This is a genomic window from Sulfuricurvum sp. RIFCSPLOWO2_12_FULL_43_24 (assembly GCF_001829605.1).
Classification (GTDB): Bacteria; Campylobacterota; Campylobacteria; order Campylobacterales; family Sulfurimonadaceae; genus Sulfuricurvum.
In genome coordinates this window covers 37552-52250 of record NZ_MIBT01000034.1, presented here as the reverse complement: position 1 = coordinate 52250, position 14699 = coordinate 37552, and the positions used below count along the sequence as shown (strand labels likewise).

General features: G+C 43.8%; 19 protein-coding genes. 16 read left to right on the top strand and 3 right to left on the bottom strand.

Annotated features, from left to right (window positions below):
• Window positions 1–35: 35 nt before the first annotated feature.
• The 10 genes from greA (at window position 36) to A3G19_RS03465 (ending at window position 8673) form a co-directional block, all read left to right on the top strand.
• The gene (gene greA / locus A3G19_RS03510; protein ID WP_015653000.1) at window positions 36–533 is read left to right on the top strand and encodes a transcription elongation factor GreA; all 498 of its coding nucleotides are present in this window, start codon (window positions 36–38) and stop codon (window positions 531–533) included.
• A complete protein-coding gene (gene argC / locus A3G19_RS03505; RefSeq protein WP_015653001.1) occupies window positions 520–1533 on the top strand; it encodes an N-acetyl-gamma-glutamyl-phosphate reductase in 1014 nt (337 codons plus the stop codon). The genes greA and argC overlap by 14 nt, the downstream gene beginning before the upstream one ends.
• A complete protein-coding gene (locus tag A3G19_RS03500; protein WP_294870583.1) occupies window positions 1523–2266 on the top strand; it encodes a metallophosphoesterase in 744 nt (247 codons plus the stop codon). Before argC ends, A3G19_RS03500 begins: the two co-directional genes overlap by 11 nt.
• On the top strand, window positions 2263–3207 hold the full coding sequence (locus A3G19_RS03495; RefSeq protein WP_294870581.1) for a chemotaxis protein: 945 nt from the start codon (window positions 2263–2265) through the stop codon (window positions 3205–3207). The genes A3G19_RS03500 and A3G19_RS03495 overlap by 4 nt, the downstream gene beginning before the upstream one ends.
• 10 nt (window positions 3208–3217) lie before the next feature.
• Entirely contained in the window at window positions 3218–5707 is a 2490-nt protein-coding gene (locus A3G19_RS03490) for a chemotaxis protein CheW (protein WP_294870579.1), read from the top strand.
• A 1-nt stretch (window position 5708) separates the two neighbouring features.
• Window positions 5709–6203 (top strand): chemotaxis protein CheW, encoded by a 495-nt coding sequence (locus A3G19_RS03485; RefSeq protein WP_015653005.1) that lies wholly within the window; start codon window positions 5709–5711, stop codon window positions 6201–6203.
• 84 nt (window positions 6204–6287) lie between these two features.
• Complete coding sequence (locus A3G19_RS03480) at window positions 6288–7595, top strand: aminopeptidase P N-terminal domain-containing protein (RefSeq protein ID WP_294870577.1); 1308 nt, start codon at window positions 6288–6290, stop codon at window positions 7593–7595.
• Between the two features lie 4 nt (window positions 7596–7599).
• Window positions 7600–8169 (top strand): hypothetical protein, encoded by a 570-nt coding sequence (locus A3G19_RS03475; RefSeq protein ID WP_294870575.1) that lies wholly within the window; start codon window positions 7600–7602, stop codon window positions 8167–8169.
• Window positions 8170–8207: 38 nt separating this feature from the next.
• Window positions 8208–8441, top strand: coding sequence for a DUF4160 domain-containing protein (locus tag A3G19_RS03470; RefSeq protein ID WP_294870573.1), 234 nt, complete (start codon window positions 8208–8210; stop codon window positions 8439–8441).
• Window positions 8422–8673 (top strand): DUF2442 domain-containing protein, encoded by a 252-nt coding sequence (locus A3G19_RS03465; protein WP_294870571.1) that lies wholly within the window; start codon window positions 8422–8424, stop codon window positions 8671–8673. The genes A3G19_RS03470 and A3G19_RS03465 overlap by 20 nt, the downstream gene beginning before the upstream one ends.
• A 7-nt stretch (window positions 8674–8680) precedes the next feature.
• On the opposite strand, the gene A3G19_RS03460 is transcribed toward A3G19_RS03465, so the two are convergent.
• The gene (locus A3G19_RS03460; RefSeq protein ID WP_294870569.1) at window positions 8681–9106 is read right to left on the bottom strand and encodes a hypothetical protein; all 426 of its coding nucleotides are present in this window, start codon (window positions 9104–9106) and stop codon (window positions 8681–8683) included.
• The gene (locus tag A3G19_RS03455; RefSeq protein ID WP_294870567.1) at window positions 9106–9594 is read right to left on the bottom strand and encodes a hypothetical protein; all 489 of its coding nucleotides are present in this window, start codon (window positions 9592–9594) and stop codon (window positions 9106–9108) included. Before A3G19_RS03455 ends, A3G19_RS03460 begins: the two co-directional genes overlap by 1 nt.
• A gap of 70 nt (window positions 9595–9664) precedes the next feature.
• On the opposite strand from A3G19_RS03455, the gene A3G19_RS03450 reads away from it, so the two are divergent.
• From A3G19_RS03450 to A3G19_RS03430, 5 genes are all read left to right on the top strand, one after another.
• The gene (locus tag A3G19_RS03450) at window positions 9665–10366 is read left to right on the top strand and encodes a DUF445 domain-containing protein (RefSeq protein WP_294870565.1); all 702 of its coding nucleotides are present in this window, start codon (window positions 9665–9667) and stop codon (window positions 10364–10366) included.
• Between the two features lie 76 nt (window positions 10367–10442).
• Window positions 10443–13022 (top strand): AAA family ATPase, encoded by a 2580-nt coding sequence (locus A3G19_RS03445; RefSeq protein WP_015653010.1) that lies wholly within the window; start codon window positions 10443–10445, stop codon window positions 13020–13022.
• A gap of 8 nt (window positions 13023–13030) precedes the next feature.
• Window positions 13031–13384 (top strand): hypothetical protein, encoded by a 354-nt coding sequence (locus A3G19_RS03440; protein ID WP_041192381.1) that lies wholly within the window; start codon window positions 13031–13033, stop codon window positions 13382–13384.
• A gap of 57 nt (window positions 13385–13441) precedes the next feature.
• Window positions 13442–13624 (top strand): hypothetical protein, encoded by a 183-nt coding sequence (locus A3G19_RS03435; protein ID WP_294870563.1) that lies wholly within the window; start codon window positions 13442–13444, stop codon window positions 13622–13624.
• Window positions 13605–13895: a type II toxin-antitoxin system RelE/ParE family toxin gene (locus A3G19_RS03430; protein WP_294870561.1), complete on the top strand. Its 291-nt coding sequence runs from the start codon at window positions 13605–13607 to the stop codon at window positions 13893–13895. Before A3G19_RS03435 ends, A3G19_RS03430 begins: the two co-directional genes overlap by 20 nt.
• Here the strand turns inward: A3G19_RS03430 and A3G19_RS03425 are convergent.
• Complete coding sequence (locus tag A3G19_RS03425) at window positions 13892–14416, bottom strand: hypothetical protein (protein WP_294870560.1); 525 nt, start codon at window positions 14414–14416, stop codon at window positions 13892–13894. The genes A3G19_RS03430 and A3G19_RS03425 overlap by 4 nt on opposite strands.
• A 140-nt stretch (window positions 14417–14556) precedes the next feature.
• On the opposite strand from A3G19_RS03425, the gene rpmH reads away from it, so the two are divergent.
• Entirely contained in the window at window positions 14557–14691 is a 135-nt protein-coding gene (gene rpmH, locus A3G19_RS03420; protein ID WP_013459438.1) for a 50S ribosomal protein L34, read from the top strand.
• Window positions 14692–14699: the final 8 nt, after the last annotated feature.

The following is a 14699-nucleotide window of genomic DNA, read 5'->3' as shown; positions in this document are numbered from 1 at the left end:
GTATAATATCCCCACTTATTTTTGCGGAGTAAACAGTGGAACAAAAAGAACCCATGACAAAATACGGGTTTCAGCGATTATCAGACGAGCTGAACACCCTTAAAAATATCGATTTACCGGCAGTTAATGTTGAAATCGATCGTGCCAAAGAGTACGGTGATCTAAAAGAAAACTCCGAATACCATGCGGCACGTGAAAAACAGGCTTTTATCGGAACACGGATCGCGGAACTCGGTGAGGTAATCTCACGTGCTCAGATCGTGGACCCGAGCGAACTTGAACACGCTCGTATCAGCTTTGGTTCTACCGTTGTACTCTCCGATTTAGACAATGACCAAGAGGTCACGTATACCATCGTCGGCGGATGTGAGAGCAATCCTGCACGGGGTCTTATTTCATTTAACTCTCCGCTTGCTAAACAGCTTTTAGGTCGCGAGGAGGGGGATGAACTGAATGCAAAACTCCCCGGCGGAACCAAAAACTTTGAAGTGCTTGAAGTGAAATATCAGGAGATTGTGTTTGAATCCCATTAACGTCGGTATTATCGGAGTCAGCGGCTATACAGGTATAGAGCTTGTTAAAATGCTCATTTCTCATCCGATTTTCAATCTTGTCTATTGTGCCAATACCGAAGGTGCTACAACGGTTTCCGAGCTTCACCCCGCATTGATGGGTGTATGCGATTTGAGTGTTGAAAAAGTCGATATTGACCGTGCTGCTGAGATTTGTGAACTGATATTCCTAGCCCTGCCGCATAAAACCGCAATGCAGAGTGCAAAAGGGTTGTTAGAACGTGGGATAAAAGTGGTCGATCTCTCTGCCGATTATCGTCTGAATCAGGAGAATTACGAAGCATTTTACTGTGAACACGAAGATATTGACAATCTCTCACATGCGATCTATTCTATCCCTGAACTCCACGGTAATATTGCCGCCGGATCTCGTCTTGTTGCTAATCCGGGATGCCATGTTACCGCTTCTTTGATGGCACTGGCTCCATTTCTGGATCATATTGATCTTACTAATCCGATTTTTATTGATTCCAAAACCGGTGTTTCGGGTGCGGGGAAATCTCCGAGCAGTGCCGTTCATTACGTCAGTGTCAATGACAACATTAACTGCTACAACATCATCAAGCATCGCCATGCTACCGAGATCGAACAGCATGCATCGGCTTTATGTGCCAATGAAGTGAAAGTGACTTTTGTCCCTTCCTTGGTTCCGATGACGCGAGGGATGCTTGCGTGTGTTTATGCTACGTTGAAAACCGATTGCGATCCTTTGGCGCTTATGGAATCATTTTATAAGAATAAACCCTTTGTCCGTCTTCGTAGTGCACCACCGCATACGAAAATGACCTCCGGAACGAATTTCGCAGATGTGTATGCCACCCGCCATGGTAATGCACTCGTCGCGATGTGTGCAATCGATAATTTGATGCGCGGTGCGAGCTCACAAGCTCTGGTCAATGCAAACCTCATGATGGGATTGGACGAAACTCTCGGAATTCCCACTATCTCTTATGTCCCTTAAACCTCTCAAAAATGGGGCGATTCTCATCGCAGATGCCCATTGCGCCCCGTGGCGCACCCCTTTTATCGATTTTTTATATGCTCTTGAATCAGGTGAGATTACGACACCGCAACTGATTTTGATGGGAGATATCTTAGACATGCTTTATGGTCCGATACCTCGAACTTATGAGTACAATACAGAGGTAATCGATTTACTCAACCGTCTCTCAACTGTGATTGAAATCATTTACTTAGAGGGAAATCACGATTTTTTAATCGGTGATTTATTCCCGAAAACAGAAGTGATTCGTCGTGAAAATCAGCCCTTGATGATGGTACATGAAGGTAAAAAAATCGCACTTTCTCATGGTGATAGCCATATGGGGTTTGGATATGAAGTGTATACGGTACTTATCCGTAATCCACTGATTCTTGCGGGGTTGAGAGCTATCGATACACTTGGGAACGGTTTTATCGTTGCATGGTTAGAAAAGCAGATGAAACGAAAAAATCATTGCCGCAAGATTGTCCATTTTGAAGACTTAATCCAAAATCGATTATTATCACTGAAGCTAGATTCTGTCGATCTTTTGATTGAGGGACATTTCCACCAAAATCGGATATTCAAAGTTAATCATTTAGATTATATTAACGTCGGTGCTTTTGCTTGCAATGAAAGATACTTTACTGTACAATCAAGCCAAAATCAGCCGTTATTACACGAAGCAGTTTTTCGTAAGGAGCCCCGATGAAGGGACAAGGTGATATTTTAAAAGTCGGCACAAATGAGATGGAATTGGTCGATTTTCGTATTTTTAAGCGTGAAGGCGATGAAATATACGAAGGGATATACGGTGTTAACGTCTCTAAAGTACGTGAAATTATCCGATTTCCGAAATTAACCGAACTACCGGGAACCCCTCCGTTTATCGAGGGAATTTTCGATTTGCGCGGTGTGGTTATTCCGGTCGTCAATCTGGCTACATGGATGGGAGTGGAAGCTCCTGAAGAGATGGCCCATGAGTCACGTGTGATTATTACCGAATTCAATAATATTCTGATCGGCTTTGTGGTCCACGAAGCTAAACGTATCCGCCGAATCAATTGGAAAGATATTGAACCGGCCTCTTTCATATCCTCCTCCGGAGGGCTGGACGGTTCTAAAATTACGGGTGTCACCCGTATTGAAGATGATGGTGTCCTTTTGATTTTAGATTTGGAAGGGGTTGTTCAAGAGCTCGGTCTCTATCAACCTTCCCGTGGAAAGCTAGAAGAGGGGAAAGATCGCTTTAGCGGTCATGTTTTACTTCTTGATGACAGTGCAACCGCACGACGTATTATTAAAGAGGCGCTGGAACAGATGGGCTTTGATGTTATCGAAGCAACGGACGGGCAGCAAGGGCTTAAAATTTTGGAAGATTTGTACCATGCATACGGTGATAATATTTCCTCCAAACTCCGTCTTATCGCATCGGATATCGAAATGCCGTTGATGGATGGATTCCATTTTGCGGCGAATGTCAAATCCGATGAGCGTTTCAAGATGATACCGATTGTCTTTAACTCTTCCATTAGCGATCATTTCAGCGAAATGCGTGGACGTGAAGCCGGCGGAGAAGCGTATTTGGTCAAATTTGATTCGAATTTATTTTACGATGAAGTAGCGCGTGTCGTTCGTGCTCATATTCAATAGGGGTTAGACAATGGATGAATTTGAAGAGATATTACAAGATTTTCTGATTGAGTCGTTTGAACTGATCGAACAGCTTGACCAAGACCTTGTCGAACTGGAATCACGACCCGATGATTTGGATTTACTAAATCGTATCTTTCGGGTAGCGCATACGATTAAAGGGGCGAGTTCCTTTTTAAACTTTGATGTATTGACCCATTTGACTCACCATATGGAAAATCTCCTCAATATGGCACGTCATGGAGATTTAACTATCGATGCGGATGTTATGGATGTCATCCTCGAATCGATCGATTTGATGAAAGTATTGTTGGTACGAATCCGTGATAGAGGTGTGGATAGCGGATTGGAAGTCACTCATTGTGTCGAGCGTTTGGATGCGGTCGCTAACGGTACCCCGCTCAGTGCTGTGGCCGAAGCACCGGCTCCCGCTCCAGAACCGGAAGTTGCTGCATCAGCGGTACAAGAGGATGAAGAAGCCGATTACTCTGGAATGAGCGAAGCGGAAGTAGAAGCAGAGATTGAGCGGCTTATCGCTGTTCGTCAAGCCGAAGATGCAGCTAAACGAGCGCACAAAGCTCCACCGGCTACTCCGATGGCAGAAGAAGAGGAACCCGATTATTCAGGAATGAGTGAAGAGGAAGTGGAAGCAGAAATTGAGCGTCTTATCGCTGTTCGTCAAGCCGAAGATGCGGCAAAACGTGCGCAAAAAAGTGTAGAACCTGAAGCGCCGAAAGCGCCACCGGCACCTGTGGCAGTTACTCCGGTCGCAGCACCAAAAGTAGAAGTAGTTGCACCGAAAGTGGCACCGACACCTCGAAAAGTGGAGCCGAAAGAGGATGGAGAATCTCGCGGCGGCGCGGCGGTCGAGCAAACGATTCGTGTCGATGTAAAACGGTTGGATCATTTGATGAATTTGATCGGTGAACTCGTTCTTGGTAAAAACCGTCTGATTAAGATCAATGATGATGTTGAAGAACGTTACGAAGGAGAAGCCTTCCTCGAAGAGTTGAATCAAGTGGTTTCAATCGTTTCATTGGTTACCACCGATTTGCAAATCGCCGTTATGAAAACCCGTATGCTTCCGATTGGGAAAGTATTTAACAAATTCCCTCGTATGATACGTGACTTATCGCGTGAGCTGAACAAAAAAATTGAGCTAGAGATTACGGGTGAAGAGACAGAACTCGATAAATCGATCGTCGAGGAGATCGGTGATCCGCTCGTCCATATTATCCGTAACTCATGTGACCATGGGATTGAAACACCGGATGTTCGTTTGGTCTCCGGTAAAGAAGAGGGCGGAACCATCCATCTTAAAGCATACCATGAGGGGAACCATATCGTTATTCAAATCATCGATGACGGTAAAGGGCTTGATGCCGATATGCTTAAATCCAAATCGATTGAGAAAGGTATCATTACTGAAAAAGAAGCGGATGGGATGACTGAAAAAGAGGCATTTGGCCTCATTTTCCGACCGGGCTTTTCAACCGCAGCGCAAGTCACCAGCGTTTCAGGACGTGGGGTCGGCATGGATGTGGTGAAGACCAACATCGAAAAACTAAACGGTATGATCGATATCGACTCCGAAGTGGGCAAGGGTACGTCGATGAAACTCAAAATCCCGCTCACCTTGGCGATTATCCAAGCGTTGCTTGTCGGGGTTCAAGAAGAGTATTATGCCATCCCTCTTGCATCCGTTCTTGAGACGGTGCGTATTAGCAAAGATGAGATTTATACCGTTGAGAGCCGCTCCGTTATGCGTCTACGTGATGAAGTTCTCTCCCTCGTCCATATCGGTGATATTTTCGAAGTCGAACGTGTCTTTGATAACAGCGAACATGCGTATGTTGTTGTCCTCGGTCTTGCAGAGAGCAAAATCGGTCTTATTGTCGATTCATTGGTTGGGCAAGAAGAGATTGTTATCAAATCTCTCGGCGAATATCTCAAAGGGATCGAAGGGATCGCAGGGGCAACCATTCGCGGTGATGGCGGCGTGACATTGATCGTTGATGTTGCGGCATTGATGCAAATGGCAAAATCGGTTAAATCGACCGTCGGTCAAGAGAGTGCAGAATCCAAAGGGCGTTTAGGGGTGAAAAATAAAGCGAGCGATTATACGGTGATGATCGTTGATGACTCGAAAACCGATCGTACCATTATGCGTAAAGCATTAGAGCCGATGGGAATCACCCTTGTCGAAGCGATTGATGGAGTTGAAGCACTCAATGTCTTGAAGCAGGGCGAGTATATGTTTGATGCAATGCTTGTAGACATTGAGATGCCGCGAATGGATGGCTATACCTTGGCCGCTGAGATCAAAAAATACAATAAGTATAAAAATCTCCCATTGATCGCGGTGACATCCCGTACCGGAAAAGCGGATCGTATGCGCGGTGTCGAATCGGGAATGATCGAATACATTACGAAACCGTATTCACCGGAATATCTGATGAATGTCGTCAAACGAAACATCAAATTTAACGAGGGGCTATAACATGAGCGAAAAACTCCAACAAATTATTAACAAACAGCAAAAGTCCCTCTCAGGAGATGATATTAAAATCGATGAAGTGATTCAGCTGGTCGGTTTCATCGTGGGGGATGAAGAATTTTCGGTGCCCATTTTGAGTATCCAAGAGATTATCAAACCGATCTCTTGGACACGTGTACCGCAAACGCCTGCTTATATTTTAGGGGTTTTCAATCTGCGCGGTTCGGTGATTCCATTGATCGATCTACGCTCACGTTTTGGATTGGAGATGATCAAACATACCGAAGAGACCCGTTTTATCGTAATGAAAAACGGGGATGATGTCGCGGGATTCGTTATTGATCGTCTTACCGAAGCGATTCGCCTGCCAAAACGGGATGTAGGACCTGCGCCGGATACGATTGCAGAAGCTGAAAGTATGATTGACGGTGTCGGTAAACAATCGGATCGAATCATTACCATCCTTAAAGTACATAAATTACTCGAACGTAATTTTTAGCCTTTCGTCATCCTGAACTCGATTCAGGATCTGAGATTGCGGATCGAGTCCGCAATGACGAAGAAAATATGGCACAATAACGCCATGAATGAAACACACTTTTTAAACCGCCGCACTAAACTCCTCGCTCTCATGGAAGAGGGGGTTGCGATTATCACCTCCGCCCCTACCCAAACGCGTTCCAATGATACGGAATATTCTTACCGACAAAACAGCGATTTTTATTATCTTTGCGGATTGAACGAAGATAACTCTGTATTGGTTTTGGTTAAAACTCCCGAATCATCGAAAACAATCCTTTTTGTCGAAGCGTACAATGCCGAGTCAGCGCTTTGGAACGGGGCGCGTTTAGGTATAGAGGGTGCGAGCGAGCGGTTCAGTGTCGATGAAGTGAATGATGTTGCTGAATACAGCGAGAGAATCAAAGAGCTATTGCGTGAACATATCAACCTCTATATCGATCTTTACAGCGATTCAGCACGACTTGTCGAAGCGAAAACTGCCGCACAATCGCTCCACTCTACACGTGGCGTCAAACGCCACATCCGCTCCATCCGAGATGTCACCTATCTGATCGGTACCCTGCGCCTCATAAAATCAGACGAAGAGATCGAGATGATCAAACAGGCACTAACGATTACCGCCGAGGCACATCATGTCGCAATGCGAGAATGTCGTGCGGGGATGAGAGAATATCAACTCCAAGCGCAGATGAGCTATATCTTTTTAAATAACGGTGCCGAGAGCGAAGCCTACGGTGCCATCGTCGCAGGGGGGAACAATGCCAATACGCTCCACTATGTTGATAATCGCGATACGTTGCGAGACGGCGATTTAGTTCTTATCGATGCGGCGTGTGAATGGGAGCTCTATGCCAGCGATATTACCCGCACCTTTCCGATCAACGGAAAATTCAGCGAGGCTCAGCGTGAAGTGTACGAAAAAGTGCTCGATGTTCAGCTCCGTGTGATTGACGCGATCTGCGTGGGGGTAAAACGCGACTGGCTCCAAACCTATAGCGAAGAGTTATTATGCGACGCTCTGATCGAACTTGGGATTTTGAACGGTGAACGCCATACGCTCATGGAAGCAAAAGAGCACAAAAAATACGCTCCGCACGGGATAGGGCACTGGATGGGGTTGGATGTACACGATCCGTGTCCGTATGTCGATGAAAGCGGTGAATCGTTAGCTTTTGAGGCGGGGATGGTGATGACCATCGAACCGGGGCTCTATTTCCGCGCCGATGATGATAGTGTACCTGAACGCTATAGGGGTATCGGTATCCGTATCGAGGATAATATCCTCGTCACTGAAAGCGGCTATGAAAACCTATCGGCGATGATTGCTAAGAGTGTGGAAGATATAGAGAAAAAGATGAGTGAGAATTAAGTCGATGAACGAATCATTGATTATCAAAATTCCAAATGATAGAGAAAGTTACGTTCAAAGTATTATTTTTCTTGTCATTTTAACTTTCATCGTGTTGTTTGCCGTCTTTTCACAATGGAAAGGTACAGTACTTGATTATATTTTCGTTCTTATATTTGGTTTAACGGTGTTCATTATTTTAGAAGAAAAAATCGGGCAATTTCTAAAGATCGATAGCGTTGAAATTAGTGAGAACTTTATGTTAACTAAGAAAAATAATATTGTCAAAAATTCTGTTGAATCATATAATATTGGTTTAAAGGTGAGTATAGGAACGGATGGACTTTTAGAACGGTCTTTTTATGATATTTCAAATGATAATTTTCGTTTGATTTGCAAATATAAAGAAAAAGATATTGGTCAAGAAAAAAGTGATTTACTGCTCAATAAAATTTCTGAAATTACGGGTTGCATCCCTGAATTATTATCAAACTCTACTCATGGTCATGTAATTCCTTTATGTTGTCAAAATGATACAGCTAAAGCATATGAAGGAAAGATGTGGGCTGAAGTCAAAAAAAGTAGTTTTTCGTAATGCGCTATAATATAAGCAATGAAATAACGGAGTAAGCCATGCCGACATTATTGAGAGAGGGTGGTTACCGATTTTTCTTTTTCAGTGATGAGCATATCCCCAAACATGTACATATCGAAAAAGCGGATAAGTATATGAGAATTGAGCTTGAGTCGTTAAAAGTCACTGACAATTATAAAATGACATCAAAAGAGATGCGCGAAGTTACCGAGATTGTTGAAAAACATAAACAAGATTTTTTGGAGGCGTGGGATGAATACTTTAATCAGTAAGATTGAACTGGATACTAAAATTTTAGTCTATCTCAATAGCGGTGATGTTTTAACTCTGCCGTATTCCTACACTAAGCGTATCGAGCAAAGCAGTATGTCACAACTCTTAAACCACCATCTCATCGGAGGTGGAAGAGGTATCCATTTTGATGATATTGATGAGGATATATCATTGGAAGGGATTATTGACTACAAACTAAAGCATGAGCTTGTTTTGTCGCATTGTGCGTAGTCAAATTTTAATTATAACTATAACTCCATCCGCTGAGACCGTCTTTCGCCTCTTTAAACTCTTCTGAATCCCCTAAAAAATCGATAATGTGCAGCAAAGTCCACGGGATAGTATTGGCTTCGGCATCATCGACGATATGTTTGGGCATCGGGGTCTCTTGGGTTGTCAGAGCAAACGCGATTCGTTCACGATTGCTCAAAACATGGCTTGTAGCGGTGATACCCAATTCTCGGCAGAATTTTTCCAAGATAAGCGGCTTTACCTCTTCTGGGATGAGATCGGCAGTGTTGAGGATGATGGTAAAATGGATTGGAAGCTCATCCGCCATCATAGAGGGTGATGCCATCAAGATATATTCGACATTGTTGAGGAGATTGGCGATCTCTCCCGCTGAGAGGTAACTGTTGACTTTGAGCGCTTGCATCTCTTGCATTAGTCTTTTCCTTCGAGAATTTTGGTGATCAGTGAGGCCATACCGATGTGGAGATTGTAATTGGTGATCGGAAAATCAACCCATTCATCGTTCAAATTGACCGTATAACTGCTGAGGTATGTTCCGAGAATTTCCAAGTCGATTGGCTGATAGGTTGTACAGAGATCGGGTGAGAGTTTGGTACGTACCAATTTTCCCTCTTTATTACTGTGTGCCAAGGTAAAAGCGAGCGTTTTGAGACTGAGGAGATCACACCAGCGGATAAAGAGAGCAGGGGATAATTCGGTCTGTGGATTTCCCTCAGGGTCAAAAAGGAGATTTTGTTCTCGTAAGGGGATCAGAACGCTTAAAATCGCTTCGCAAAACGGCAGACTCTTTTGTCGCCAAAAGGGAGCTTCGTCACTTCGATCTAATGCGGTTGAGACGGCGCCTAAAATAGCAGACGATTTACCCGATTTGAGCAATGTATCCATTGTGTGCAGAACCATTTGCCACTCCTTTTTTGGGTGTAACTTTAACCTTTTTTGTATAATACAGGTATTAATAGAAGGAGATTGTATGTTTGATAAAGGATGGATGACAAATTTTGTTTCACTAGCATTGGTCGGAATTTCATATACAGTTGAGGGGATAGCCGGTTCCGCGTTACGCAGTGCAGGTTTATTTGCCCTCTCGGGAGCAATAACCAATCAGCTCGCAATCCATATGCTTTTTGAAAAAGTCCCTTTTTTATACGGTTCGGGGATAATCCTTGATCGGTTTGAATCGATTCGTGAAGCGCTGAAAAAACTCATTATGGAGCAGTTTTTTACCCCTGAAAAAATTGAGAGTTTTGTGCAGTCCCAAGAGCGGACGATTGATCTCTCACCGATTATCGAACAAACCGATTTTACCCCTGCGTATAATGCGTTGGTTCGCAGTGTTATGGATTCATCTTTAGGGGGGATGCTCGGGATGTTTGGGGGTGAAGCGATTATCGGAAAACTCAAAGAGCCGTTTTTAGAAAAGATCAAGGCATCGACAATCGAGATTAGTCAGAGCGAATCGTTCATGAATGCCCTCAATACCCATCTGCATCAAGGGAGCTCCCATCTAACCGAGACGATAGAATCAATTGTCGAATCCCGTCTTGAGGAACTTACTCCAATGATGGTGAAAGAGATGCTTCATAATCTCATGAAAGAGCATTTGGGATGGCTTGTAGTGTGGGGTGGTGTGTTTGGAGGAATCATCGGATTGCTATCTGTTTTTATCATCTAAAAGATTCCACTTAAAAGACTTGACAATAATAGACTCAAAGTATTATAATTATTGAAACTCAATTTAGGAGAATTTTATGTCAAACAATATTTTTGAAAAACTAACCCATCAAATGACCGAAATGATCGAGTCGTCGATCTCTTTGGCACTGCATAATAAAAACAGCGAAGTTGAACCGATCCATTTTTTATGGGCACTGTTAGCGAACAGTAACTCATCATTGAATCAAGCGTTGGTAAAAATGGCGGTGGATAAAACCGCGATAGAACTCGATGTTAAAAGCGCAGCCAAAAAATTGTCCAGTTCCTCCAGTGTAACAAAAGAGAGCATTCGTTTGTCGCGTGATTTTGTTCATGCTCTTGAACGAGCTTCTGCTGAAATGGCAGTAAACGGCGATGAATACATTGCTATTGACGCATTTTTAATGGGTAATTTAAATCACTCCCCTTTTAAAGAAATTTTGGAAAAATACATTAATGTATTTGAATTGCGTAAAACGTTCGAAGCGATGCGTGCAGGACAAAAAATCGAGTCTCAAACCTCGGATGAGAATCTCGAATCGCTTTCAAAATACGGAATTGATTTAACGCGAGAAGCGGTAGAGGGGAAACTCTCTCCGGTGATCGGACGGGACGAAGAGATCTCTCGTATGATGCAGATTCTGATCCGTAAAACCAAAAACAATCCGATTTTACTCGGTGAGCCCGGAGTCGGTAAAACAGCTCTAGTCGAAGGATTGGCACAGAGGATAGTAAATAAAGAGGTTCCTCTGAGTCTTCAAAATAAGAGGGTCGTAACGCTTGATATGAGTGCCTTGATTGCGGGAGCAAAATATCGCGGTGAATTCGAAGATCGTCTCAAAGCGGTGATCGATGAGGTCAAAAAATCGGCCAATGTCATTTTGTTTATTGATGAAATTCATACGATCGTCGGTGCCGGTGCATCCGAGGGATCAATGGATGCCGCGAATATCCTCAAACCGGCATTAGCACGGGGGGAACTTCATACGATCGGAGCGACAACGCTCAAAGAATACCGTAAATATTTCGAAAAAGATGCCGCATTGCAGCGCCGTTTTCAGCCGGTTAATGTGGATGAACCGAGCGTGAACCAATCATTGCAAATTCTTCGTGGACTCAAAGAGCGTTTGGAAGCACACCATAACGTGACGATTATCGATTCGGCATTGGTAGCGGCGGCAAAACTCTCCGATCGCTACATCAACGACCGTTTTCTGCCGGACAAAGCGATCGATTTGATTGATGAGGCAGCGGCAGAGCTTAAAATGCAGATCGAATCGGAACCCAATGCTCTTGCCGGTGTCAAACGTCGTCAAACCAATCTTCAGGTTGAAAAAGAGGCACTGAAGATGGAAGCATCGGTTGCCAATACGAAACGGCTCGAAGAGATTGAAAAAGAGCTTGCCGATGTGAGTGAAGAACGCCGAAGTCTTGATGCACAATTTGCCCATGAAAAAGAGGTTTTCAATTACATGGCAAAGCTCAAAGGTGAAATTGAGGCTAAACGCCGTGAGGCAGAGATAGCCAAACAAAATGCTGATTTCAACAAAGCAGCCGAGATCGAATACGGACAAATCCCCAAACTTTTTGAAGAAGAAAAAGTCCTTCAGGAAAAGTGGAAAAATATGATGGTGGCAGGGACACTGCTTAAAAACAGCGTTGATGAAGCTTCTATCGCCGGAATTGTGAGCCGTTGGACAAAAATTCCGGTGAACAAAATGCTCCAGAGCGAAAAAGAGAAAATTCTTCACATCGAGGACGAACTTAACCGTGATGTGGTGGGGCAGGAGAAGGCTACCCATGCGGTAGCCCGTGCGATTAAGCGCAATAAAGCGGGATTATCGGATAAAAGCCGTCCGATCGGATCGTTCTTGTTTCTTGGACCTACCGGCGTCGGAAAAACTCAGACGGCGAAAACGTTGGCGAAATTTCTTTTTGACAGCAGCGAATCGATGATCCGTATCGATATGTCGGAGTACATGGAGAAACATGCGGTATCACGTCTCGTCGGAGCACCTCCGGGGTACGTCGGGTTTGATGAGGGGGGACAGCTTACCGAAGCGGTACGCCGTAAGCCTTACAGCGTTATATTGTTTGATGAGGTGGAAAAAGCCCATCCCGATGTCTTTAATGTTCTTTTGCAAGTATTGGATGACGGACGTCTAACCGATAACAAAGGGGTCTTGGTCGACTTTACCAATACAATCATCATTTTGACTTCCAACATCGCGAGTGACAAAATTATGTCGCATCACGGTGATGCGGGGTTGGAAGATATGGTCCTCGATGAACTTAAACGCCATTTCAAACCGGAGTTTTTGAACCGTCTTGATGATGTAGTGGTCTTCAATCCGCTGGGTGAAGCACAAATTCTCAGTATCGTTGATCTTTTCTTTAGAGACATCGCGGCAAAAGTTGAAGAGAGGGACATCACTATCACCCTCACCGAGAGTGCTAAACGCTACATTGCGAGTGCAGGATTTGATCCGGTCTACGGAGCACGTCCTCTTAAACGGGCGCTCTATGAGATCGTCGAAGACCGTTTAGCCGATCTGATTCTCGGCGGAGAGGTGGAAGAGGGTTCCTCGGTAGCTTTTGATGCTGTTGGAGACGAGATTAACGTAACTGTGGCATAATCGCATTCATGAAAATAATTGCATTGCTTTTAGTCGTATTGTTACAGCTTTTGGGATGTACGGGGGATTGTATGACCTGTCATCCCGCACTCCTTAAAAATATCGATAACGATCACCGTCATAAACCGATGACGACGTGCATACAATGCCACAGTGCCAATCCTTCTAAAATGGCCGATTGCGGAAGTGATTGTTTTGCGTGTCATCCGATAGCAAAGATTGAGAGCGCACGGGTGACAGAGCATGCCGTGATTCGCGAATGCAGAGATTGTCACATGAAGCTAAAAACAAATCTTGATTTGAACAATACCCCAAAAGGACAGTCGGTTATGCCGACGTTGCGGGATTTTTTAAAGCCTTAAGCGTTTTATTAAATTCATGTTAAAATATCATCATTAATCTTCGAAGAGGAGAGCGCAATGAGTGAAAAAAATGAACCAATAGATCAGCAAGCCGCTTACGATGCGTGGTACATCGCCGAAGTAGAAAAAGGTTTGGCAGATGTCGAGAACGGTAATGTCCTCAGCGACGAACAAGCCGAAGCAGAGATGAAAATATTTATGGAACAACTGCACAAAAAGCATGGAACAACGGCAGCTTGAATGGTCGCGGCGCTCTCAAGCCGACCGACAAAAAATAGCTGAATTTTACGCTTCCGAAGCATCCCCTTTTATCGCTGAACAAGCACTCCTATCTATCAGAAACGCCGCAAACAGAATCCTCAAAAATCCTCTAAACTATCGAGAAGGTAAAAAATTAGGGACACATGAATATGTCATGCGCCGATTCCCTTATATCGTGATTTATCGAGTAACGGATACAAAAGTTTCCATTGTTCGGATATTGCATCAAGCGATGCGGTATTTTAACTAAGCGTAAACCGGCTCGAATATTTTGTCGAATCCGTCAATGATCTTTTGCATCAGTTTTTGAGCCTCTTCGATCATTTTTTCGGTTGTTTTGGTCTCTTTTACCGTATTATCAAACATATCTACCACCCCTTTTTTGGCATGATTTTTGACATTTTCATCGCTGTTTTTCAGGTTTCCGATGAGTTTTGTCACATCGGAAGCGACTTTATTGATCGGTGATGTTTGATTTTCTTTTTCGAGTTCTTTCATGAATTTATTGATGTAAGGCTGTGCTTTTTTCATAAAAGCATTGATCTCTTTTTGATCTTGTTCGCTAATCCCATTGCTATCGAGATTAAAACTAAATGCCTGCATCGAAGCAAATGAGAATGATTGTTCTTTGCTTTCATCAGTGGTTTTTTCATTGAGTGAAAGGGATTGCTCATTGGTAAAGTTGAGTGAGAGGGTATCCCCACTACTTGTTTTCATTTGAATATTAAGTTCATGGGAGCGGTAAGCATCATAAGAGGTTGCAGTGGTCATGGCAGCACCTTTCGGGTTAATCTTAGTGAATATGTCGGACTTTTTTACAATAATTTTAATAAGCTTTTACGAAACTTAACCCTTCTTTAAGTAAGAATTGTCTATTATTGCGTGCTAAAAATTTCTAAAGGGAATGGCTTATGAAAAGAACATACCAACCGCATAATACGCCACGTAAACGTACTCACGGTTTCCGTGCACGTATGGCGACAAAAAACGGCCGTCGAGTATTGAACGCTCGTCGTGCTAAGGGTAGAAAACGATTGGCTGTCTAAATAGCTTC